The organism is Asticcacaulis sp. AC402, assembly GCF_000495835.1.
Classification (GTDB): domain Bacteria; phylum Pseudomonadota; class Alphaproteobacteria; order Caulobacterales; family Caulobacteraceae; genus Asticcacaulis.
Genome location: NZ_AWGC01000013.1, coordinates 176442 through 197813, shown reverse-complemented (window position 1 = coordinate 197813; position 21372 = coordinate 176442). Strand labels below are relative to the sequence as shown.

Annotated in this window: 21 protein-coding genes; 11 read left to right on the top strand and 10 right to left on the bottom strand. The window is 58.4% G+C overall.

Going from position 1 to position 21372, the window contains the following annotated elements; translation table 11 throughout:
- Positions 1-87 precede the first annotated feature (87 nt).
- The 5 genes from dnaQ to ABAC402_RS28495 form a co-directional block, all read right to left on the bottom strand.
- Complete coding sequence (gene dnaQ / locus ABAC402_RS28515) at positions 88-777, bottom strand: DNA polymerase III subunit epsilon (protein ID WP_023449140.1); 690 nt, start codon at positions 775-777, stop codon at positions 88-90.
- A gap of 31 nt (positions 778-808) precedes the next feature.
- Entirely contained in the window at positions 809-1387 is a 579-nt protein-coding gene (gene coaE / locus ABAC402_RS28510; RefSeq protein WP_023449139.1) for a dephospho-CoA kinase, read from the bottom strand.
- Complete coding sequence (locus ABAC402_RS28505; RefSeq protein ID WP_031235444.1) at positions 1384-2229, bottom strand: shikimate dehydrogenase; 846 nt, start codon at positions 2227-2229, stop codon at positions 1384-1386. Before ABAC402_RS28505 ends, coaE begins: the two co-directional genes overlap by 4 nt.
- Positions 2230-2234: 5 nt before the next feature.
- A complete protein-coding gene (locus tag ABAC402_RS28500; RefSeq protein ID WP_023449137.1) occupies positions 2235-2831 on the bottom strand; it encodes a Maf family protein in 597 nt (198 codons plus the stop codon).
- A 91-nt stretch (positions 2832-2922) separates the two neighbouring features.
- Positions 2923-3774: a pyruvate, water dikinase regulatory protein gene (locus ABAC402_RS28495; protein WP_023449136.1), complete on the bottom strand. Its 852-nt coding sequence runs from the start codon at positions 3772-3774 to the stop codon at positions 2923-2925.
- A gap of 527 nt (positions 3775-4301) precedes the next feature.
- Between ABAC402_RS28495 and hemE the strand changes: the two genes are divergently transcribed.
- From hemE to ABAC402_RS28445, 10 genes are all read left to right on the top strand, one after another.
- Entirely contained in the window at positions 4302-5330 is a 1029-nt protein-coding gene (gene hemE / locus ABAC402_RS28490) for a uroporphyrinogen decarboxylase (protein WP_023449135.1), read from the top strand.
- Positions 5330-6355: a ferrochelatase gene (gene hemH, locus ABAC402_RS28485; protein ID WP_023449134.1), complete on the top strand. Its 1026-nt coding sequence runs from the start codon at positions 5330-5332 to the stop codon at positions 6353-6355. Before hemE ends, hemH begins: the two co-directional genes overlap by 1 nt.
- Positions 6352-6801: a CopD family protein gene (locus ABAC402_RS28480; protein ID WP_023449133.1), complete on the top strand. Its 450-nt coding sequence runs from the start codon at positions 6352-6354 to the stop codon at positions 6799-6801. The genes hemH and ABAC402_RS28480 overlap by 4 nt, the downstream gene beginning before the upstream one ends.
- 413 nt (positions 6802-7214) lie before the next feature.
- Positions 7215-8597, top strand: a complete 1383-nt coding sequence (rho, locus tag ABAC402_RS28475) for a transcription termination factor Rho (RefSeq protein ID WP_023449132.1) — start codon at positions 7215-7217, stop codon at positions 8595-8597.
- Positions 8598-8819: 222 nt separating this feature from the next.
- Positions 8820-9080: a DUF6489 family protein gene (locus tag ABAC402_RS28470; protein ID WP_023449131.1), complete on the top strand. Its 261-nt coding sequence runs from the start codon at positions 8820-8822 to the stop codon at positions 9078-9080.
- A 12-nt stretch (positions 9081-9092) separates the two neighbouring features.
- Positions 9093-10424, top strand: coding sequence for a tRNA uridine-5-carboxymethylaminomethyl(34) synthesis GTPase MnmE (gene mnmE, locus ABAC402_RS28465; protein ID WP_040409873.1), 1332 nt, complete (start codon positions 9093-9095; stop codon positions 10422-10424).
- A gap of 88 nt (positions 10425-10512) precedes the next feature.
- Positions 10513-12381, top strand: coding sequence for a tRNA uridine-5-carboxymethylaminomethyl(34) synthesis enzyme MnmG (gene mnmG, locus ABAC402_RS28460; protein ID WP_023449129.1), 1869 nt, complete (start codon positions 10513-10515; stop codon positions 12379-12381).
- Entirely contained in the window at positions 12378-13019 is a 642-nt protein-coding gene (gene rsmG / locus ABAC402_RS28455; RefSeq protein WP_023449128.1) for a 16S rRNA (guanine(527)-N(7))-methyltransferase RsmG, read from the top strand. Before mnmG ends, rsmG begins: the two co-directional genes overlap by 4 nt.
- A gap of 7 nt (positions 13020-13026) precedes the next feature.
- Complete coding sequence (locus tag ABAC402_RS28450) at positions 13027-13812, top strand: ParA family protein (protein ID WP_023449127.1); 786 nt, start codon at positions 13027-13029, stop codon at positions 13810-13812.
- A gap of 21 nt (positions 13813-13833) precedes the next feature.
- Positions 13834-14715, top strand: coding sequence for a ParB/RepB/Spo0J family partition protein (locus tag ABAC402_RS28445; RefSeq protein WP_031235441.1), 882 nt, complete (start codon positions 13834-13836; stop codon positions 14713-14715).
- Between the two features lie 324 nt (positions 14716-15039).
- Here the strand turns inward: ABAC402_RS28445 and holA are convergent, their stop codons facing one another.
- The 4 genes from holA to ABAC402_RS28425 form a co-directional block, all read right to left on the bottom strand.
- A complete protein-coding gene (gene holA / locus ABAC402_RS28440; protein ID WP_023449125.1) occupies positions 15040-16092 on the bottom strand; it encodes a DNA polymerase III subunit delta in 1053 nt (350 codons plus the stop codon).
- 42 nt (positions 16093-16134) lie between these two features.
- Positions 16135-16638 carry a hypothetical protein gene (locus tag ABAC402_RS28435; protein ID WP_023449124.1) on the bottom strand — a complete coding sequence of 168 codons (504 nt, stop codon included), beginning with the start codon at positions 16636-16638 and terminating at the stop codon, positions 16135-16137.
- A gap of 1 nt (position 16639) precedes the next feature.
- Positions 16640-19210: a leucine--tRNA ligase gene (gene leuS / locus ABAC402_RS28430; protein ID WP_023449123.1), complete on the bottom strand. Its 2571-nt coding sequence runs from the start codon at positions 19208-19210 to the stop codon at positions 16640-16642.
- 146 nt (positions 19211-19356) lie between these two features.
- Positions 19357-19863 (bottom strand): DUF3576 domain-containing protein, encoded by a 507-nt coding sequence (locus ABAC402_RS28425; protein ID WP_031235440.1) that lies wholly within the window; start codon positions 19861-19863, stop codon positions 19357-19359.
- 465 nt (positions 19864-20328) lie between these two features.
- Here ABAC402_RS28425 and ABAC402_RS28420 point away from each other — a divergent pair, with 465 nt between their 5' ends.
- Entirely contained in the window at positions 20329-20751 is a 423-nt protein-coding gene (locus ABAC402_RS28420) for an NtrZ family periplasmic regulatory protein (RefSeq protein ID WP_023449121.1), read from the top strand.
- 28 nt (positions 20752-20779) lie between these two features.
- Here ABAC402_RS28420 and ABAC402_RS28415 read toward each other — a convergent pair whose 3' ends face one another.
- Complete coding sequence (locus tag ABAC402_RS28415; protein ID WP_235079935.1) at positions 20780-21307, bottom strand: thiamine phosphate synthase; 528 nt, start codon at positions 21305-21307, stop codon at positions 20780-20782.
- Positions 21308-21372 lie beyond the last annotated feature (65 nt).

Sequence of the window (21372 nt, the reverse complement as noted above, 5' to 3'; positions counted from 1 at the left end):
CAATTTGTCCGAAAACGGGAGCGCCCGTGCGGTAGCGTCCACTTTGTCGGATTGCGCTCTAAAGCCCGTTGTTCACAACGGGCTTTTTCATTTCCACAAGGATTTGTCTTTGAGATACTTGGAGACGAAAGCCTCGTGTGCCGCGGCTTCAGCCGATGTAATGCGCGGGGCGAGGGGGCGTGTCCTGGCGCCATAGCTGATCGGATTGGCGACCTGGACCGCTTCGATCCGCGCCGACGCCATTTCCAGATCCAAACCGCGCTCCTTGCCGCCTAACAGTTCAAGATAGACGCTGGCCAGCAGGCGAGCGTCTATCAAGGCGCCGTGCAGGTCGCGTTCAGCCAGGGATATGTTGAAGCGCCGGCACAGGGCGTCGAGGGAATTGGCCATGCCAGGAAACTTGTGGCGAGCCAGTTCCAGCGTATCAACCCACTGGTCGTCCGGGTGACAGGCCCGGCTGATACGTTGCATCTCCATATTGATAAATCCACGGTCGAAAGCGGCATTGTGCGCAATAATGCGCTTGTCGCCGATGAATTCGCATAATTCGTCACAGATGTGGCTAAACTTCGGTTTGCCGCGAACCTTTTCGTTGCTGATGCCGTGGACACGAATGGCGTCGGCTTCGATCTCGCGTTCCGGATCGACATAGTGGTGGAAGGTCCGGCCGGTCGGCAACAGGTCCTCGATCTCGATGCAGCCGATTTCGATCAGGCGGTGGCCCTTGCGGTGGTCAATGCCGGTGGTTTCGGTGTCGAGAACGATTTCTAAGGCCATGCTTATCTTTGCGGGTGTTCGGTGGTCAATTTCAAGAGTCGCTTGTCAGGAGAAGAATGATCTTTCGGACATCTTCGCGGCAGGTCTCGAGGCTTTGGGCAGTATCTATGACGAAATCGGCGCGGCGGCGTTTTTCGGCATCCGGCATCTGGCGAGACAGGATTGAGTCGAACTTTTCCGGAGTCATGCCTGGTCGCTTCAGTACACGTTCAGCCTGGATTTGCGCCGGGGCGCTGACGACCAGGACCTTGTCAACTGTGGCTTCCGCGCCCGTTTCAAAGAGTAGCGGGATATCGGCGACGACCAAAGCAGCGCCAGCGTTTCGTGAGAGAAAATCCTCGCGATCAGCCACCGTCGCCGGATGAACCAGGGCGTTCAAAGCGTCGAACCGGCCGTTCAGCGACGCCAGCAACTTTACCCGATCAACGGTATGGTCGGTGAGGACATCGCCGAAGGCCTGGGTGAGGGCAGCTTTCAGCGGTTCGGACTGGGCATAGAGACGATGGACGGCTTCATCTGCATCCCAGACAGGGACTCCCTCGGCTTCGAACATGTCAGCAATGGTCGACTTGCCCATGCCGATCGATCCGGTCAGGCCCAGTTTTATCATGCTTCACCGAGGTAATGCAGAGCCAGGCCTCGGATGTCGAAAGCCGGGTCGGGCGCTACGTCATAGAAGGCTTCGAACGATGGCCTCGCCTGTTCAATCAGCATGTTCAGCCCGTCGACCGTGCCCAACCCGCATTCTGCAGCTGCGGACAACCAGCTGGTACGTAGAGGCCGGTAGGTCATGTCCATGATGGTCGCGGCCGTATCGAGCGCATCGAACAGGGGCAGGGGCCCACCTGAGGCGGCATTGATCACAGCAACCGCGCCACGAAACGCGCGATCGACCTGGGTCAGCTCGAAGGCGGTGACTTTGCCGCCCGGAAAGGCGAAAACCACTTCCTCGGCACGGGCCAAGGTGCGATTGACAATGCGAACCTCTGGCGAACCGGCGTCCAGCATGGCCGCAACCGCCGCACGGGACGCCCCGCCGGCGCCCATGACCACCACTGGGCCGGCGCTGAGGTCACAGTTGGGTGCCTGCAGTTCAAAAGCACGGATCAGACCATGGCCGTCCGTGCTTTGGGCGTGGATCTGGCCGTCGTCATCGAAGGTCAACAGATTGGCGGAACCGCAGGCCCGTGCCGACGCGGCCACGGTATCGGCCAGAGACAGAGCCTGTTCCTTGAAAGGTGCTGTAACGTTCAAACCCCTGATGCCATTGCTACGGCACGACAGGATCAGTCTGTCAAAGCCGCGTTCGTCCTTAGGCCCAAAGGCGGCATAGACGCCGTTCAGCTTCAGGTGTCGCAGCCAGGCGTTATGCAGGAAAGGGCTCAGCGAATGGTGGACAGGCTGGCCGACGACGGCGGCTACACGGGCGGCACCTGTGGGCAGGGAGTCCATATCGATCATGCCGGCACGATCCTCATATGGCGCAGCTGGGCCAACAGCGGGAACAGCGAAAGCCCCAGGACCGTAAAATAGTCGCCGCGGATGGCTTCGAAGAGGTGCACGCCCTCACCTTCCAGCTGGTAACAGCCGACACTGCTCAGGATCTTGTCACCGGTACGTTCCAAGTAGCCATCGATATAGTCAGCGCTGAGACGGCGCACATGCATTTCGGCCGTTTCGACCGTCGACCAGATAATGTGGCCGCCCTCGGCCAGAGCCAGACCGCCGTGAAGGTAATGCGTCTTGCCGCTCATCCGCCTTAAAAGGTCGCGGGCGTCGTCAAGGGTGTGCGACTTGCTGATCAGGTCCTTCTCGAGCTGCAGCACCTGATCGCCTCCCAGAACCAGACCGGGATTGCGCGCCGAGACATGCAGCGCCTTGGCTTCGGCCAGCTTCAGGGCGATCGCCTTGGGGCTCATGCCGCGTGCCAGGCCGTCGTCCTTGATGGCGTCCTCGTCGAGATCGGCGGGAATTTTGCTGAAGGAAATGCCGGCGGCGGTAAGCAGGGCAGCGCGTGAGGCGGAACCGGAAGCGAGAATCAGAGACGATGGCATAGACGTGTCCTTCGCAAGGGTCGCAGACCCCAGCACCCCATAACTTGTTAGTGTTTACGTATATCCTGAGCTTTTAACGCCCTGCAAATCGTTAAATGCCGCCCAGACGCCCGGTCCGCTTCTCATTTAGCAGGCTGATAATGGTGGCAGAGGTTTCTTCAATCGAGCGCCGCGTCACGTCGATCACCGGCCAACCCTTGCGTTCAAACAGCCGGCGCGCGCGGATGATTTCTTCGCGGACGGCGTCCGTGTCAGTGTAGGTAGAGGGCCGGTCGTCGTTCAGGCTCAAAAGCCGGTTCTTGCGGATCGACACGAGACGTTCCGGCGATGCAATCAGGCCGACGATCAACGGGATATCCAGTTCGTCCAATTCGTTCGGCGGGTCGCGGCCTGGTACCAGCGGGATATTGGCCGCCTTGATGCCACGGTGCGCCAGATAGATACAGGTCGGGGTCTTGGAGGTTCGCGATACCCCGACAAGGACGACATCAGCCTGTTTCAGCTTGTCGGCCATGGCCCCGTCGTCATGGGCTATGGCGTAGTTGAGGGCTTCGATACGCTCGAAATACTCATTGTCGAGATTGTGCTGGGCGCCAACGCGCTTCGACACTGCCGCCCCCAGATGGCGCGAGAAGGCGACCACAAGAGGATCCAACACGCCGATAGACGGGATATCCAGCTCTCGGCAGCGCATTTCCAGCATATTGCGCAGCTCCGGATCGATGATGGTGTGCAGGACAATACCCGGAAAGCTTTCAATCTCGGTCAGCGAGCGCGCCATCTGCTTTTCCGACCGAATAAGAACATAGAGATGTTCGATCGGCAGGATGCCTTCAAAACGTGCCGCGGCTGCCTTGGCCAGGGCGTTAAGGGTCTCACCTGTCGAATCCGATATCAGGTGGACGTGGAAATACGTGCCGATTTTTTGCGGTGCCAGTGACATGGCGATTCCTTAACCGGATTTGTGGCGGCTTGTCTTCGAAATAGTGCGGTTATCGCTTTCACATGGATGTCACACGCAGGTGCTAAAAATTACTGTGAATGGAATCCGTGGACAGTTTTGTCCCGGGTGTTGGTGATTCCTGTTATCAGGGTTTTCTCGCAGGTGCGTTGGGGACAAGGGTGCACAACGGCTCGATTCGTCCTGATTCTGTCCAAATGGTAAACACTGTATGAATGGAAATCCGCAGGTTGTGGATGCCTTAACCAATCCTTAACCATTCAGACTCAATTCGACCACATGGTTAAGGATTTCTTAACGCGTATAAAGATTTGGTTAATTATCCGCCTTTCCCACAGGCTGTGGGAATAGAGTCATCCCTAAATGAGCGGACTGTGAAAAAGTCGTGAATCACGCGAAATCTGCGACACTTTTTCGCCCGGTCCACGCTACTATAAACCACTACAATCTCTTTTCTTTTTATAAGGTTTAAGTCATTACGACGCGTGACACGTCGAAGGATTGACTCCATGCAGGCAGGTAAGGCATCCCTAATCAGGGTTCTGGGTGGCGAAACGGTTACGCCGCCGCCGGTGTGGTTCATGCGTCAGGCGGGGCGATACCTGCCGGAGTACCGCGAACTGCGGGCGACGACTTCGGGGTTTGTCGACTTTTGTCTCAATCCGGAAAAGGCAGCAGAGGCGACGCTTCAGCCCATCCGCAGGTTCGGTTTCGATGCCGCTATCCTGTTCTCTGATATCCTGATGATTCCCTTGGCGCTGGGTCAGGACCTGACGTTTGCTGTTGGTGAAGGCCCTGTGCTGGGCGAATTGCCATCATTGGCATCGATGCGAGATAAGGCGCCGTTTGCGGGCGAAGCCTTGAAGAATGTGGGTGAGACGGTCGCCCGTGTAAAAGACGGACTGAATGAAACGACGACCCTGATCGGTTTCTGCGGCGGGCCGTGGACGGTAATGACCTATATGCTGAATGGCCGTAAAGCCCATGACCGCAGCCTCATCCGCGCCTTTGTCTATAACGATCCGGCGACCGTATTCAGCCTGATCGATATCGTCATTGAGGCTTCGGCGCAGTACCTGAAACTGCAGGCCGAGCAGGGCGCGCAAGTGCTGAAGATTTTCGAAAGCTGGGCGGAGGGGTTTCCTGACCCGTATTTCGATCTACTGGTAACGCAGCCCCATATTCGCTTGATTAATCGCGTGCGGGAACTGGGTGTGACCCTGCCGATTATCGGTTTTCCGCGCGGCGCCGAGGCCAGGTGCCTGGATTACGCGCAGGCCGTGACGATCGAAGCCATGGCCTTGGGTACCGCGACTCCATTGGCCCTGGGCGTGGAGTTGCAGAAAATCCGACCGATCCAAGGGGCTTTAGACCCGGTGGCACTGCGATCAGGTGGCGCGTCGCTTGACTTCGCCATCGACTGTATTCTCGAAGTCTGGGGCCAGGGGCCCTTGATCTTCAATCTCGGGCACGGCATCTTTCCTGATACGCCGATCGCCCATGTCGAGCAGGCATTAAAACGTATCCGGGGTTTGTGATGACGGCGAAGCGCGTAGCGGTGTTGATGTTCAATCTCGGGGGTCCTGAAAAACAGGCCGACGTCGAAGGTTTCCTATACAATCTCTTCGCCGATCGCCGCATAATAGACCTGCCATGGGGGATACGTCAGGGTGTAGCATCTTTGATTTCCAGCCGGCGGGCACCGATGGCGCGCAAGAACTACGCGCTGATGGGGGGCGGATCACCTATCCTGTCCGAGACACGCAACCAGGCCCAGGCCTTGGAAGCGCACCTGAACAAGGGCACGGGCATCGAAGCCAAGGTCTTTATCGGTATGCGCTATTGGCATCCGTTCATCGAGGACTGCGTGAAGGAAATCGAACAGTGGAAGCCGGACGAGGTGGTGCTCCTGCCGCTCTATCCGCAGTTCTCGTCCACGACAACCTTGTCGGGTTTCGAAGCCTTCAAAAAGGCCTGGCGCGGTCAGGTGCCCGTCAAATATGTCTGTTGTTATTCGGACAATGATCATTTTATCGATGCCCATGTCCAACTGATCCGCGAGTGGCTGAAGGGTAAGGTCGGGGATACCTCGAATGTCCGGTTGTTGTTCTCGGCGCATGGCCTGCCAGAGAAGATCATCAAGAATGGCGATCCGTACCAGGAGCAGGTTGAATCGTCTGTGGCCAGGATTATGGCGCAACTGGGCGATATCGACCATGTCATCTGTTACCAGAGCCGGGTCGGGCCGTTGAAATGGATCGGGCCTTCAACCGATGAGACAATTTTGGCGGCTGGCAAGGATGGCAAAGCGGTGATGCTGATCCCGATCGCCTTTGTTTCCGAGCATATCGAGACCTTGGTCGAACTGGATATCGAGTATGCCGAGTTGGCGGAGAAGGCGGGAGTTCACGTCTACCGCCGTGTGCCGGCCTTGCGAACGCACAAAGGGTTGATCCAGGCACTGGGGGCCGAGGTGATGAAGGCCTTGGGGATGCCTGGACCGGTCATCGGTGATCATGATTGTGGCAAGTGTCATAAATTCTGTCCGAAGAGGGCGGCATGAATTGGTATGATCTGGCCCGTGGACTGCACATCGTCGCTGTGATCGCGTGGATGGCAGGGTTGTTGTACCTGCCCAGGCTTTTTGTCTACCACGTAAAGCACAGTGCAGAACCGGCTGTGACGGGTGTCTTCTCCGTTATGGAACGCAATCTGCTGCGAATCATCATGAACCCGGCCATGGTGATCACCTGGGTGTTTGGCGGGTGGCTGCTGCATATGCGAATTACCGGCGGTGGCTGGGAGATTCTGGCGCAGCCGTGGCTGGTGGTAAAGCTGACCGGGGTTGTGATCCTGACCGGGTATCACCATTTTCTGGCGGTCCGTTTCAAAAAACTCCAGGCGGGTCAGGACATAGGCACCGAGAAATTCTGGCGGATGATCAATGAACTGCCGATCTTGCTGGCGCTGGTGATGGTGTTGTCGGTCACGCTGGAGTGGACCTGGTAAATATATGTTTTGGGGTCTGGGGCCCGTGGTTCCAGCCTTCCTAATTTCTTTCTGTTGCCGGGCCCCCAAAGGGGCCGTGCTGCTGAAAGATGTTAAGGAAAGATGTGGGTTGTCCGCCGCATGGCTCTGGGCGTTCGTCGCGGAAATCAACCCATCGGGTCGATTTGATAAGGTTTGCCAGTCGGAAAACCTTCGCTTTTCACCCCCGCACCCCGTAACATAATCCTTGACGAGGGCCGCTTCAACGCGCACAAAACGCATCATCAGGCCCCACGTTCTGTGGACTCGCCTTCTCAACAAAAAATTTATCAGCCTTTTCAGATATTTATCGTCAAAAGGGCTTGGGGACTCGTAAAGCGCCAACGGCAGAACCGCCGTAGGCCGTCTGACGCGTCCGTCGCAAGAGAGATCTCATGTCACAAGATAACGAAAACGAACTGCCTGAACTGGACCAGACGACCGAGGACCAGGATACCGAGAACGACAACGATTCCGACGATCAGGATGAGGACGGCCCCGGTCCGTTGAGCGGACAGAAGATGTCGCTCCAGACCCTCAAGGACAAGTCCCCCACCGACCTGGTCACCTTTGCCGAAGGACTGGGCATCGAAAACGCCTCCAATCTGCGTAAGCAGGACCTGATGTTCGCTGTCCTGAAGGCCCTGGCCGAAGATGGCGTCGAGATCACCGGCTCGGGCGTCGTCGAGGTCCTCCAGGACGGCTTCGGCTTCCTTCGTTCCCCCGAAGCCAACTACCTGCCGGGCCCTGACGATATTTACGTCTCGCCCTTGCAAATCCGCCGTCATGGCCTGCGCACCGGCGATACCGTCGAAGGGCCGATTCGCTCCCCGCGTGAAGGCGAACGCTACTTCGCCCTGCTCAAGATTCAGACGATTAATTTCGAAGATCCGGAAAACATCCGCCACAAGGTCCACTTCGATAACTTGACGCCGCTTTATCCCGAAAAGCGCCTGTGGATGGAGATCGAAGATCCGACGCTAAAGGACCGATCCGGCCGCATTATCGACATCGTGGCCCCGCTCGGTAAAGGCCAGCGCTGCCTGATCGTCGCCCCGCCCCGCGTCGGTAAGACCGTTATGTTGCAAAACATCGCCAAGTCGGTCGCCGCCAACCACCCCGACTGTTATCTGATCGTTCTCCTCATCGACGAACGGCCGGAAGAAGTTACCGACATGCAGCGTACCGTCCGTGGCGAAGTCATCTCCTCGACCTTCGACGAACCGGCGACCCGCCACGTTCAGGTTGCGGAAATGGTTATCGAAAAAGCTAAGCGCCTGGTCGAACACAAGCGCGATGTCGTCATCCTGCTCGATTCGATCACCCGCCTGGGCCGCGCCTACAATACGGTCGTGCCGTCATCCGGTAAAGTCCTGACCGGGGGTGTCGACGCCAATGCCCTGCAACGCCCCAAGCGCTTTTTCGGCGCCGCCCGTAACATCGAAGAAGGCGGCTCTCTGACCATCATCGCCACCGCCCTGATCGATACCGGTTCGCGTATGGACGAAGTCATCTTCGAAGAGTTCAAGGGCACCGGCAACTCAGAAATCGTTCTGGACCGCAAGGTCGCCGACAAGCGCGTCTTCCCGGCCATGGACGTCCTCAAGTCCGGCACCCGCAAGGAAGAGTTGCTTACCGACAAGTCGAACCTGCAAAAGACGTATGTCCTTCGTCGGATCCTCAACCCAATGGGCGCTCAAGACGCAATCGAGTTCCTGATAGACAAGCTGCGCCAGACCAAGAGCAATGCCGAGTTCTTCCAGTCGATGAATACCTAAACCTCATGCCAAAAAGTGGACTGCCACTTTTTGGGTAGACATGAGGTGTCCAGAGTGTGCGCCCAAGCGCCGCGCGTGCTCCTCGCATAGGCTCGGGCGACCAGTCGGTCTCGCCTCAGCCTCCGCCTTCGAAGACGCGGCTTCCGTCAAACCTCTTGCCAACCCGGTATGACAGGCTCATATCGGGTTGACGTTTTTATGAAACCTGCTTCGGAGCCCACCATGAAGGTCACGGTCAATGTCGAATGCACGCCGCAGGAAGCCCGGGCATTTTTGGGACTGCCCGACGTCGAACCCTTAAACGATTACATGATCGGCGCCATGAAGGATCGGATGGCTCAGAACGTCCAGTCGATGCAGCCGGAAGAGATGCTTAAGAACTGGTCGAGTCTCGGCGTCACAGCCCAGGATCAGTTTTTCAAATTGATGCAGTCGGCGGCCCAGGCTTCGATCAACAGTTTTGGCGGCAAGGACAACAGGTAGGCCGTGTTTCACGTGAAACAGACGATTTTTGCCCTGGCCACCGCCCAGGGTCGGGCCGGTGTGTCGATCATTCGTCTATCCGGTCCCGACGCCTTGACGGCACTAAAACAGCTTACCAATAAGGCTGTAACACCGCGCACGGCTGTTTTTACATCGCTTACCCACGAGGGTGACCTGATAGATGAAGCCATCGTTTTGTGGTTCAAGGCGCCGCATAGCTTCACCGGCGAAGACTGCATCGAGCTCCATGTCCATGGTTCCAAGGCCATCCTCGACCGGCTTTATGGTGTGCTGACCAGGCTTGGGTTGCGTCTGGCGGAGCCGGGGGAATTCTCCCGTCGTGCGCTCGAGAATGGCAAGCTCGACCTCACGCAGGCTGAAGGCATCGCTGACCTGGTCGATGCCGAGTCCGAAGCGCAACGACGCCAGGCGCTGACCCAAATAGGGGGAGGCCTCAAAACCCAATACGAAGCCTGGCGTACGGCTCTGATCGACATTCTGGCGCGGATCGAAGTCTTCATCGACTTTCCCGACGAAGACCTGCCAACCGAACTCGCAGACTCGATCCTGGAGCGCATCGCTGATGTTGAAGCCTCGCTGAAGCTCGCGATTGCTGACTCTCAGCGCGGTTGCCAGATCCGCGAAGGTTTTCGCATTGTTATTCTTGGCGAACCTAATGCTGGCAAGTCCAGCTTGTTCAACGCCTTGCTTAAGGTCGAAGCGGCCATTGTCACCCCGATCGCCGGCACAACCCGGGACGTCATTGAGGCGCAGCTGCGGATAGGTGCTTATTCGGTCCTGCTCTATGATACGGCGGGCCTTCGCGAGACGGAGGAGTTGGTCGAACGAGAAGGGGTACGCCGGGCCCGAGCCAAAGGTGACGAAGCTGACTTGCGTTTATGGGTTGTCGACTCGTCCGCCGCTGGTTTCGCTGGCATTGATCCGAGGGCCGGGGACCTGGTCGTCTTTAACAAGATTGATCAGGGTTCTGACAAATTATACAAGTCCTTTGTTCGATCCGATGTTTCACGTGAAACACAATCACTTAAAGTCAGCGCTTCAACAGGGCAGGGTGTTCCAGACCTGGTGGCGGCTATCGAGACAGTCGTCACGGAGCGTCTGTCCGTTCAGACCTTCCCGGCGGCCACCCGGGCGAGGCACGTAGAGCGATTACAGGAGGCGGCGGATCACCTGGAGCAGGCGCAAGGAACCCGGATGCGCGTTCCGGAGCTTACAGCCGAGCACGTCCGCGCCAGCATCAATAGCTTCGAAGCCCTGTTTGGCCGCTACGATGTAGAGGGTGTTCTGGACGTCGTCTTTTCGACCTTCTGTATCGGCAAATAGCAGTTGTATCACGTGAAACGCTGCAAATAGCGATTCGACCCCGATGGCTCTATCTGCTATAGCCTCCCTAGAAATTCCGGATGTTGATATGACTGAACAGACCCTGTGGGACGTGATTGTCGTGGGCGGCGGACATGCTGGTTGTGAAGCTGCGACGGCTTCTGCGCGCATGGGCGCCAGGACGCTTCTGCTCACCCATCGCCAGGACACGCTGGGCGAAATGTCGTGCAATCCGGCTATTGGTGGTCTGGGTAAGGGTCATTTGGTCCGCGAGATCGATGCCCTCGATGGCATCATGGGTCGCATGGCTGACCAGGCGGGTATGCAGTTCAAGGTACTGAATCGCTCCAAAGGACCGGCTGTTCGTGGTCCGCGTGCTCAAATCGACCGCATGCTTTACCGCCAGGCCGTTCAGGCTGAACTAAGCCAGACAGAAAACCTGACCATTATCGAAGCCGCGGTCGAAGATCTGATACTCGACCATGGCATTGTCTGTGGCGCCATTGATGCGGCCGGTCAGCGCTATCTCTCTAAGGCGGTGGTCCTGACCACGGGAACTTTCCTGCGCGGCGTCATCCATATCGGCAACAAGCGTACCCCGGCCGGCCGCTGGGGTGATCAACCGGCCAATGGCTTGGGTCATCGCCTCTATGAGCTGAAGCTGGATATGGGCCGCCTGAAAACTGGCACGCCGGCACGTCTCGACGGCAAGACCATTCACTGGGACCGCCTGGAGCAGCAACATGGCGATGACCCGATCACACCCTTTTCTTATATGACGCCGTCTATCGATCGCAAACAGATCACCTGCGGCATCACCTACACCAATCATGAAACCCATCGCATCATTGCCGAGAGGTTGCACGAGTCGGCAGTTTACGGGGGTCACATCGCAGGGATGGGTCCGCGCTATTGCCCATCAATCGAAGACAAGGTTGTCAAGTTCGCTGACAAAACCTCACACCAGATTTTTCTGGAGCCGGAAGGTTATGAAGACGACACTGTCTATCCCAACGGTATTTCGACCAGCGTTTCGGAGGCGACACAAGACGCCTTCCTGCGCACGATCGTCGGTCTCGAAGATGTCGTGGTCAAGCGTTACGCCTATGCCATCGAGTATGACTATGTCGATCCACGTGAACTGAACCCGACCCTGGAGCTCAAGCGCTTGCCGGGTCTGTTCCTGGCAGGCCAGATAAATGGCACAACCGGCTACGAAGAGGCTGGTGCCCAGGGGCTTATAGCCGGGGTCAATGCCGCCTGTCGTTCTGGCGGTTATGCGCCGACGGTGCTGGGTCGCGACGAGGCCTATATTGGCGTTATGATCGACGACCTGGTCACCCGCGGGGTCACCGAACCTTACCGCATGTTCACCAGTCGCGCCGAGTTCCGCCTCAGTTTGCGTGCCGACAATGCTGATCAGCGCCTTACCGGTAAAGGGCTTGCCGTGGGTGTGGTCGGTGAGCGTCGTAAGGCGGCCTGGTGTAAAAAGCGCGATGGTTTGGCGGCGATCCGCGCCCAGGCGAGCGAGTTCAGCGCCGGTCCCAAGGAGGCCCTGGCACAGGGCATACAGGTTAATGGTGACGGTCAGCGCCGCAATGTCATGCAACTGATGGCCTATGACAGCTGTTCACGTGAAAAGCTCGAGGCCTTGTGGCCTGAAATCATGGCATGGCCCGTGGCCCTGTACGAACAGGTCGAAATAGATGCCCTTTATGCGGGGTATATGGGCCGTCAAAAGTCTGAAATCGAAACCTTCCGCAAGGATGAAAACCTGGCCCTGCCGGCGGACCTGGACTATCTCAACATTGTGGGGCTTTCGAACGAGGCGCGGGAGAAGTTGAACCGTGTCCGTCCTCAGACTCTCGGGCAGGCGGGTCGGATCGAAGGCATCACCCAGGGTGCCATGACGACCCTCTTGTTCTACGTTCGCAACCACGCCAAGCGTTCAGCATGACTGACACCATGACGCCTGCCGAGATGGCGGATAAGCTCGTGTTTCACGTGAAACAGGAGGCGCTCGACGACCTTGCTGCCTTTGGTCGCTTGGTCGAGGACAAAAATGCTGTCATGAACCTTGTTGGTCCGGCGACGGTCCCATACTATTGGTCGCGCCATGTCCTGGATAGCGCGCAACTCCTCAATCACCGTCAGGATGCCCGAACCTGGGCAGATCTGGGTGCGGGGGCAGGGTTTCCCGGCGTCGTGCTGGCGATCTTGCTCAAACATATGGTCGAAGCGCCGAAGGTTTACCTGATAGATTCCCTGGCCAAGCGTTGTCGTTTCCTCCAGCAAGCGGTGGCCGAACTGGCCTTGCCGGCGGTGGTAGTCAATGATCGCGCCGAAAACCTCGACCTGAAGGTTGAAGTGGTGACGGCGAGGGCCTGTGCACCGATGACGAAGCTGTTGGGTTTTGCCGAACGCTTTATGCACAACGGCGCTGACGCCTGGTTTTTAAAGGGGGAAAACGTGGGGGAAGAGCTGCGCGAAGCTGGCAAGGCCTGGCGTTTTCAGGTAGAAGAAACCGAGTCCCTTTCCGATCCACGTGGTCGAGTCGTCCATATACAAAGGTTACAACGTGTCCAATCCAGATGAGAAGACCATGCGTGTTCTGGCCATCGCCAACCAGAAGGGCGGCGTGGGCAAGACAACAACGGCTATCAATCTGGGCACGGCCCTTGCGGCCATAGGTATGAAGGTCTTGCTGGTCGACCTCGATCCGCAGGGCAATGCGTCGACAGGTCTGGGTGTCCCCAAGGCTGATCGCGAGAGTTCACTGTATGACGTTATTGTCGATCAGCGCCCAATTGGCGACACGGCGGTAAAAACCTCCGTGCCTGGACTATCTCTTCTGCCATCAGATCCAGACCTATCGGGTGTCGAAATCGAGTTAGGACACGCCGAACGTCGTTCGTATCGTCTGCGTGACGCGCTCCAGGGCCTTGGCGAAAAAGTTTATGACTATGTCTTGATAGATTGCCCACCGTCGCTGAACCTGCTGACCGTTAATGCTATGAGCGCCGCCGATGCGGTTGTGGTACCTTTGCAGTGCGAGTTCTTCGCCCTGGAAGGCCTTAGCCAGCTTATGCGGACGATCGACCTGGTGCGTGGCTCGCTTAATCCGCGGCTGAGCTTGCAAGGTATCGTCCTGACAATGTTCGACAAGCGCAACGCCCTCAGTGGCCATGTTGAAAAAGACGTGCGGCAACACTTTGGTCATCTTGTGTATGACACAGTCATACCTCGCAATGTCCGCGTGTCGGAAGCGCCATCCTTTGGAAAGCCGGCTCTGATTTATGATGTCCGCTGCTCGGGCAGCCAGGCCTATATTCAATTGGCCAAGGAATTGGTGGCGCGCGAAAAGACGCGCAAGCCACAAGCCGCCTGAAGCGCGGCAAAAGGAAGCTAAATGTCTGAAAAAAATAGAGGTTTGGGTCGCGGGCTGTCGGCCTTGCTGGGCGATCAGGGAGTTTCGACTCCAACCGACAGATCGGCAGACAAGCCTGTCGATGGCGTGCGTGGCCTTGAACAGCCGACAGAATTGCTGGTCCGCAATCCAGACCAGCCGCGCCGCGTGTTCGGTGAGGCCGAGATCGAGGAGCTATCGAATTCGATTCGTGAGAAGGGTGTGCTGCAGCCTATTCTCGTTCGGTCAGCCCCTGGTCAACCCGGGAAGTACCAGATCATTGCCGGCGAACGGCGCTGGCGTGCCGCCCAGAAGGCGGGACTGCATACTGTGCCGGTGATTATCCGTGAACTGAACGACCTGGAAGTTCTGGAGGTCGGCATTATAGAAAACGTTCAGCGTGCCGACCTCAATCCTATCGAAGAGTCGCGAGCTTACAAGGTTCTGATGGAACGCTTTGGGCGGACTCAGGATGCCCTGGCCCAGGTGGTCGGCAAGTCGCGGTCGCACATAGCCAATACCCTGCGTTTGCTGGCCCTCCCGGAGTTGATTCAGGACCATGTGCTTGAGGGCCGGATAAGTGCCGGTCATGCCCGCACGCTGATCACGGCGCAAAACCCGGAAATTCTGGCACGGATGATCATCGAAGAGGGTCTGTCCGTGCGCCAGGCCGAGGCTCTGGTGCGCGACGAGGGTAGGGCCCAGGACAAGGCGGCCAGGACCCGGCCGGCCGCCAATGCCGACATTCTGTCACTCGAACAGGACCTTCAGGAGGCTTTGGGTCTTCAAGTTAAGCTGAGCGATGCTGGCGGCCGGGGCGAGCTCAAGTTGAGTTATAAAAGCCTTGAACAGCTCGATGAGTTGTGCCGTAAGTTAATGAAATAAAAAGGAATTTTTGAAGAACGGCGTTTGTCGCGAATTTGACAGCGGACGCCGCATCCAACACCCGCCAGATTCGTGAGAGAGCAGGCATTATATCAACAGCGCCTGACTTTGACTCTTGAGGAAGAGCCCCGCCCGGCGCTTCGCGCCACCCTCCCTGTAAACGGGGTGGGCGAAGAAAGATCAGGCCTTGGCGCCGTTGGTATTTGGTGGCGTTGTCGTGGGAAAAGTGGACCCCTCCGTCTCGACGCGTTTCGCCCCATAAGAGGGCTCACTTGCTCGCCACCTCCCCATTGAAAAAATGGGGAGGAGAAGGAAGAATAATCTTTACAGGCCGGCGCGATTGGCCTTGCCGGCGATTTGCAGATAGAGACGCTCGGCGATAAGCAGGTCGGGCATGCCGGTCGACTTGCACTGCTTGTCGGCCTCGATCAGATCGCTGGCAAGGGGGTCGAGCAAATCGAAACTCCAGGTCTGGGCCTGACGCAACATGTCGGCTTCGTCTTTCCAGAATACGCCGGATACCTTGGCGGCTTCCTTGCTGCTCAGACCCTTGCTCATATTGCTCTTGAGTAGCTTGACCTTGCTGTAATGGCCGGACAGGGCGCGCATGGCGTCGGGGCCGGTCTCTCCCTCGGCAAAGGCGCGGCGCAGGCCGGCCTGAGCGGATTTCATCCGGCCACCGAAAGCATCCTGGGCGGCCTTGAAGAGGGAGGCCTCGGGTTCGACGCCGAGGAAGTCCTGAAGTTCGCGCTCGTCGAGGGTCTTGTGTGTGTTGGGGCCGATGAACAGGATCAGGCGTTCGATTTCCTGATGGGCGATGCCGCGTTCCTTGGGCAGGCGCTGGGCGAAGATGTCCATGGCGCCGGTGGTCAGCGCCACCCCGTTGCTGGCGAAGGCTTCTCGCGCCATGCGGACGATGTCGCCGGTCTCGTCTTCGTAACAGGCTATGCTGACCAGGGCCTTGTCGGCATCAGCCAGGCGTCGCAGGGCCGAGTCACCACCCAAGCCACCGGCTTCGATGACCAGGAAGGCTTCGCGGTTGTAGTCGCCGGCGGCGTGTTGCTTGACGACGGCCGCCACGGCCTTGTCCAGTATTGCTTTCTCGGTAAAGAACTTGAGCCTTATGAGGCGGCGCCCACCCATCAGGGAGAGCGACTGGAGTTCACCTTCCAACCGGGCCGGATCGGATTCGATGTCGGTATCGGTGACGAGCGATACGTTGAAGGGGTCATTGATGTCGGGAACGATCTTTTTGGCCAGGCCAGTCGCCCGTTCGATCACCTGGCTTCGGTCTTTGCCATAGATGAGCACGCCGAGCACGTGGCTGGGCGGGTTTTTGAAGAAGGCGTCGATTTCAGGTTTCTTGACGAGTTTCATGAGTTATGGGTGCAGGGTCTCGACCCTGCCCGCCGGAGGCTCTTACTTTGCCTTATTGTGGAAATACAGGGCCAAATCGGCTTGAATACGTTCCGAGATGACTCCCGCCATCCGTTCCTGAGCATCCTGTTGGGAGACGACACCGACAAAGGGTGACTGGCTGGTGTTGAAGGTCACGGTTTCGCTGAAGTTGCCACGGGTTATGCGCTTGTTCGTCCGGATATCGGTCAGGACATAGCTGACGCGACTGGTGATTTCAGAGCGGGTCGAGGTCTCGTCGACACGATAGCCTATCGAATAGTGCCGCTCTTGCATGGTGACGCTGAGTTTGTAGAGCTTGGGCGAGATGTCATCGGCGCCGAAACCGCTGCGCAGGTCCTGTTCCAGATAATAGCCGGTGCGGGTCTGGGGGACCTCGATACCGATCTGGGCCATGTTAACCGTGACCCGCTCGGCATAGAGGGGTGTAAAGCCAGCGCAGCCCGAGAGGGTCACCGGCAGGACGGCGAGGGCGCCGAGGCAAAGCAGTTTCAGGGCAGCTCGCATCTTATCCCACCACGAAGTTGAGGATTCGGTTCGGCACGATGATAATCTTGCGGATCGTCGCACCATCAAGATGCCGTTTAACATCGGCATCCGCAAGCGCTGTCTCGCGGATTTCGTCTTCACTGGCGCCATTCTGGATCAGGATTTCGCCGCGGCGCTTGCCGTTGACCTGAACAGGCATGACATAGGCGTCATCCTGCGCCAGGGCTGAGTCGAAATGCGGCCACGCGGCTTCGGCGATCAGGCCGTCGCGGCCCAGACGCGTCCAGCACTCTTCGGCGAGGTGCGGCGTGACGGGCGCGATCAGTCCGGCCAGCAGGGTAAGGGCGTCGATGCGCGCCTCGGAGCCGGTTTTGGCGATGTCGGAGGTGCGGATAATGGTGACCAGCTCGTACAGCTTGGCGATGGCGGCGTTGAAACGGAAGCCCTCGAAACCTTCGGTGACCAGTTTGACGGCCTTATGCGCGGCCTTGCGCAGGGCGTGTGCAGCGGCTTCGTCGGTACACGGAAGGGATTCGTCCGGCAGGCTGTCGAACAGGTCCCAGATACGATGGGTCAGGCGCCAGGAGCCTTCAACGCCGGAGGTCGACCACTGCACGTCGCGCTCCGGCGGCGAGTCGGACAGAACAAAAAGTCTCGCGGAATCAACACCATAGGTATCAAAAATGTCGCCGGGCGCGACGGTGTTCTTCTTCGACTTGGACATCTTTTCGATGTCGCCGATGGTCAGGGTAGCTCCGGTCGACAGGCGCTTGGCGACGCGCTTGCCGTCTACGGTTTCGAACTCGACATCGGCCGGCTCGATCCAGTTGGGTTTTCCGAACTCATCGGTGCCGTCTGTATAGGTTTCGTGGGTCAGCATGCCCTGTGTGAAGAGGCCGGCGAAGGGCTCCTTCACGTCGAGATAGCCGCAGTGGTTCAGCGCCCGGGTGATAAAGCGGGCGTAGAGCAGGTGCAGGACGGCGTGTTCGATGCCGCCGATATACTGATCGACCGGCAGCCAGTGGTCGGCGGCCGCCTTGTTGATCGGCTGGGGATGCTTCGGGTCGGTAAAGCGGGCAAAATACCACGACGAATCGACGAAGGTATCCAGCGTGTCGGTTTCGCGCCGCGCCTTGGCGCCGCAGGACGGACAGTTGACGTGTTTCCAGGTCGGATGGCGCTCCAGCGGATTGCCGGGGATGTCGAAGGTGACGTCCTCGGGCAGTACCACGGGCAATTGCTCGTCAGGCACCGGCACGACACCGCAGGCCTCGCAGTGGATGACCGGAATCGGGCAGCCCCAATAGCGCTGGCGCGATACACCCCAGTCACGCAGACGGAAGACGGTGGCGCCGGTCCCCAACCCTAAGGCCTCGATGCGTTCGATAGCGGCGTCCTTGGCGGCTTCGATCTCGAGACCGTCCAGGAAGTCGGAGTGGAAGATGGTGCCCGGGCCGGTATAGGCTTCGTTGCCGACATACCAGGTACCGGCGTCGGCACCGCTGGGCAAAACGACTTCGGTGACCGGGAGATGGTACTTGCGGGCGAAGTCGAGATCGCGCTGGTCGTGGGCCGGGCAGCCGAAGATGGCACCGGTGCCGTAGTCCATGAGCACGAAATTGGCGACCCAGACGGGCAGGGTGGTGCCTGGCTTGAACGGATGATCGACCTTGATGCCGGTGTCGAAACCCAGCTTCTCGGCGGTGTCGATATCGGCCTGGGAGACGCCGCCCTTTTGAATCGACTTGATAAAGTCGGCCAGTTTCGGGTTTTCCGTCGCCACGCTCTGGGCCAGCGGATGGTCTGCGGCGATAGCGATAAAGGCCGCGCCGAACAGGGTGTCCGGGCGGGTGGTGTAGATCTCAACGCTTTCGTCACTCTTATGGATCGGGAAGCGCATCTGCAGGCCGCGCGACTTGCCGATCCAGTTGGCCTGCATGGTGCGGACCTTGTCCGGCCAGCGTTCCAGGGTGGACAGGCCTTCCAGCAGGTCGTCGGCAAAGCGCGTGATGCGCATGAACCACTGCGTCAGCTTTTTCTTCTCGACCAGGGCGCCGGAGCGCCAGCCGCGGCCTTCAATGACCTGTTCGTTGGCCAGGACGGTCATGTCCACGGGGTCCCAGTTGACCTGGCTTTCCCGGCGGTAGACCAGGTCGTTCTTCAGCAGGTCGATGAACCAGCGTTGCTGTTGACCGTAGTACTCCGGGGCGCAGGTGGCGAATTCGCGCGTCCAGTCGATCGACAGGCCCAGGCGCTTCAGCTCGCTGCGCATATTGGCGATGTTGTCGTAGGTCCAGCCCTTGGGGTGGACATTGCGCTCCATGGCAGCGTTCTCGGCCGGCATCCCAAAGGCGTCCCAGCCCATGGGATGGAGGACGTCGAAACCGCGGGCACGTTTGAACCGCGCCACCAGGTCGCCCATGGCATAGTTGCGGACGTGACCCATATGGATGCGCCCCGACGGATAGGGGAACATCTCCAGCACATAGTACTTTTCCTTGGACGGATCATCGCGCGTCAGGAAGGTCTGGGCGTCGTCCCAGCGCTGGCGCTGCTTGGGTTCGGTTTCTTTAGGATTGTAACGGGCCATGCTATCGGAAGACTGGGGTGCGGTAAGGAAGGAACGGGAATGCCGTGCTTATAAGGTGACGCGGCAGGGGGCGCCACTGAAATGTGACGCAGCAAAAAAGCCGCCGGGTTTCCCGCGGCGGCCTTTTATGAGGTGAAGGAAAAACCTTAGTTTCTGACGTCCGAGAGGCGAAGCTCGCGTGCCCGGGTCAGGATGGCGTTTTCGATGTCGAGTTGGGTCTGCTGCGAGACGTCGGCATCGATCCATTGACCGCCTTGTTGGACCTGCTTGTAGACCGAGACATTCAGGGCGTCGGCGCGCAGGCGTGCATCGAGGATATAGACGGTGGTCTTGAAACGCTCGTCCGGCTTTTGCGGATTGGCGTACCAATCCGAAATGATGACGCCGCCCCACGGGTCGGCTGAGATCAGGGGCATGAAGGAGATGGTGTCCAGCGACGCGCGCCACAGATAGGCGTTCACGCCTATGCCGGCCTGTTCGTTGTAAGCTGCCTGCTTCGCTGCCTTGTCGCCGCCGCCGAAGATGCCGAGGATCTTGCCGTCGCTTTCGGGCGTCGTGTAGGCCACGCCGTCCTTCTTGCCTGCGCTGGCACAGGCGCTCAAGGCCAGGGCTAGTCCTAAAGCCGCGAAGGCCATATACCGCTTAGTCGTCATCGAATTGATCACTCCGCAAATGGTCGGATCCGCGGGCGGCTTGAACTTTCCCCCAAGGCCGGGATTCCTAAGTTTTCTCTTTACCACCGTCTGGTCCGGCCCTTCTATAGCACGCCGCCGGTGGGGTATGACAAGAGGTGCTTTCTTACTTTACCAACAGAACGGCAAATTCAAGGCGTTGCGCCATGTCTGGCATGAAATATAAGGGATCAATGCCGGTTTACCGCGTAACTGTGTTTTGCCTAGGCCGAATCCGTTGCCGATTCAACACATCAATTACGCGAATGTAATCTTGAGCGATTTTGCGTACGATTCAAAATTGACCCCGGTGGCAATTCGCCTTAATTCGAAATTGACACATCTATGCCAAATTGGATGTGTAGAACGCTAATGTGCGTCCGGGGCTGGACGAAAAAGGTATACTTTTTCGCCGGAATTGGACCAAGGGCTTGAAGAGCTGAGTTGATGAAACCCGTTGTGACCATGGCTATGTCCGTTTTGGTTCTGGCAATCGCCGGTTCCTCGACGCTCGCCCATGCCGCGGGCCAGTCCAAGACGGGCTCCAACACAGGTTTCCTCGGCTTCACGCAGTCCAAGGACAGCCTGATCGACCAGCCGAGCATTACCTACCCCAAGACCCAGTCGAAAATCTATCAGTTCGACCTGAAGGGCAAGTGGGGCGTCAAGTTCGATGTCAACCAGCCTGAAACCGCGCCGTCCGGTCTTAATGATATCGATGCGGGCGCCTTCTATAAGCTGACCCCGTCGTTGCGTGTCGGTGGTACCGTCGGTTTCGGTGAAAAGTCCGATCCGCTGAAGCCCGAACCTAAGACAGTCAAGGACAAGTCCCAGCCGCGCGTTAAATTTGAAACGAAATTCAAGTTTTAAGACCTGCCAGGCTCCAGCCGTAAAAATTCTAATCCGCGATATGAAATGCGTCGACAGCGCCGAAACCGGCCAGTCCGCAATCTCGTAACTCCGCGATCGAATAACAGGTAATCCCCCCCAGCCCGTAGACCGGTAAGCCTGTCACGGCGGTATAGTCGCGTGCGCCCCTGGCGCCGAGGGGGGTCACGTCCCTGGCAGAAGCGCTTCGGCTGTTAAAGACAGGCGAGATAAACACAGCCTGCAACGGCGTGGAGTCGGGCAGGCGTGCCAGCGTGTCGATGTCGTGGCAGGCAGCGCTGAGCCTGAGCTGAGGGTGGTTGCGGTGCAGGTCGGCGGCGCGTCCCAGACTGGCCTGGGCCAGGTGAACGCCGTCGGCGCCGACGTCCAGCGCCAGGGCGTCATCTTCACCGATAAGCAGGACCAGACCGTGATCGTCAGCGATCTTGCGCAGCAGCTTGGCACGCTGCCGGGCGTGGGCTTCGCCGAAATGGCGGAAGATAATGCCAGTACCGGCGGGCAGCAGGGTGGCAATATCCTCAGGGTGGGGGGTGCGCACCGGGTCAGAGACGAAAAAAAGCGGCGGCAAACGTTGATGTAAGGGTAGGAAAGCCCGAGCCTCCC

Coding starts and splice junctions, on each gene's coding strand:
- dnaQ (WP_023449140.1), bottom strand. CDS start 777: ATGGCCTTAGAAATCGTTCTCGACACCGAAACCACCGGCATTGACCAC.
- coaE (WP_023449139.1), bottom strand. CDS start 1,387: ATGATAAAACTGGGCCTGACCGGATCGATCGGCATGGGCAAGTCGACC.
- ABAC402_RS28505 (WP_031235444.1), bottom strand. CDS start 2,229: ATGGACTCCCTGCCCACAGGTGCCGCCCGTGTAGCCGCCGTCGTCGGC.
- ABAC402_RS28500 (WP_023449137.1), bottom strand. CDS start 2,831: ATGCCATCGTCTCTGATTCTCGCTTCCGGTTCCGCCTCACGCGCTGCC.
- ABAC402_RS28495 (WP_023449136.1), bottom strand. CDS start 3,774: ATGTCACTGGCACCGCAAAAAATCGGCACGTATTTCCACGTCCACCTG.
- hemE (WP_023449135.1), top strand. CDS start 4,302: ATGCAGGCAGGTAAGGCATCCCTAATCAGGGTTCTGGGTGGCGAAACG.
- hemH (WP_023449134.1), top strand. CDS start 5,330: ATGACGGCGAAGCGCGTAGCGGTGTTGATGTTCAATCTCGGGGGTCCT.
- ABAC402_RS28480 (WP_023449133.1), top strand. CDS start 6,352: ATGAATTGGTATGATCTGGCCCGTGGACTGCACATCGTCGCTGTGATC.
- rho (WP_023449132.1), top strand. CDS start 7,215: ATGTCACAAGATAACGAAAACGAACTGCCTGAACTGGACCAGACGACC.
- ABAC402_RS28470 (WP_023449131.1), top strand. CDS start 8,820: ATGAAGGTCACGGTCAATGTCGAATGCACGCCGCAGGAAGCCCGGGCA.
- mnmG (WP_023449129.1), top strand. CDS start 10,513: ATGACTGAACAGACCCTGTGGGACGTGATTGTCGTGGGCGGCGGACAT.
- rsmG (WP_023449128.1), top strand. CDS start 12,378: ATGACTGACACCATGACGCCTGCCGAGATGGCGGATAAGCTCGTGTTT.
- ABAC402_RS28450 (WP_023449127.1), top strand. CDS start 13,027: ATGCGTGTTCTGGCCATCGCCAACCAGAAGGGCGGCGTGGGCAAGACA.
- ABAC402_RS28445 (WP_031235441.1), top strand. CDS start 13,834: ATGTCTGAAAAAAATAGAGGTTTGGGTCGCGGGCTGTCGGCCTTGCTG.
- holA (WP_023449125.1), bottom strand. CDS start 16,092: ATGAAACTCGTCAAGAAACCTGAAATCGACGCCTTCTTCAAAAACCCG.
- ABAC402_RS28435 (WP_023449124.1), bottom strand. CDS start 16,638: ATGCGAGCTGCCCTGAAACTGCTTTGCCTCGGCGCCCTCGCCGTCCTG.
- leuS (WP_023449123.1), bottom strand. CDS start 19,210: ATGGCCCGTTACAATCCTAAAGAAACCGAACCCAAGCAGCGCCAGCGC.
- ABAC402_RS28425 (WP_031235440.1), bottom strand. CDS start 19,863: ATGACGACTAAGCGGTATATGGCCTTCGCGGCTTTAGGACTAGCCCTG.
- ABAC402_RS28420 (WP_023449121.1), top strand. CDS start 20,329: ATGAAACCCGTTGTGACCATGGCTATGTCCGTTTTGGTTCTGGCAATC.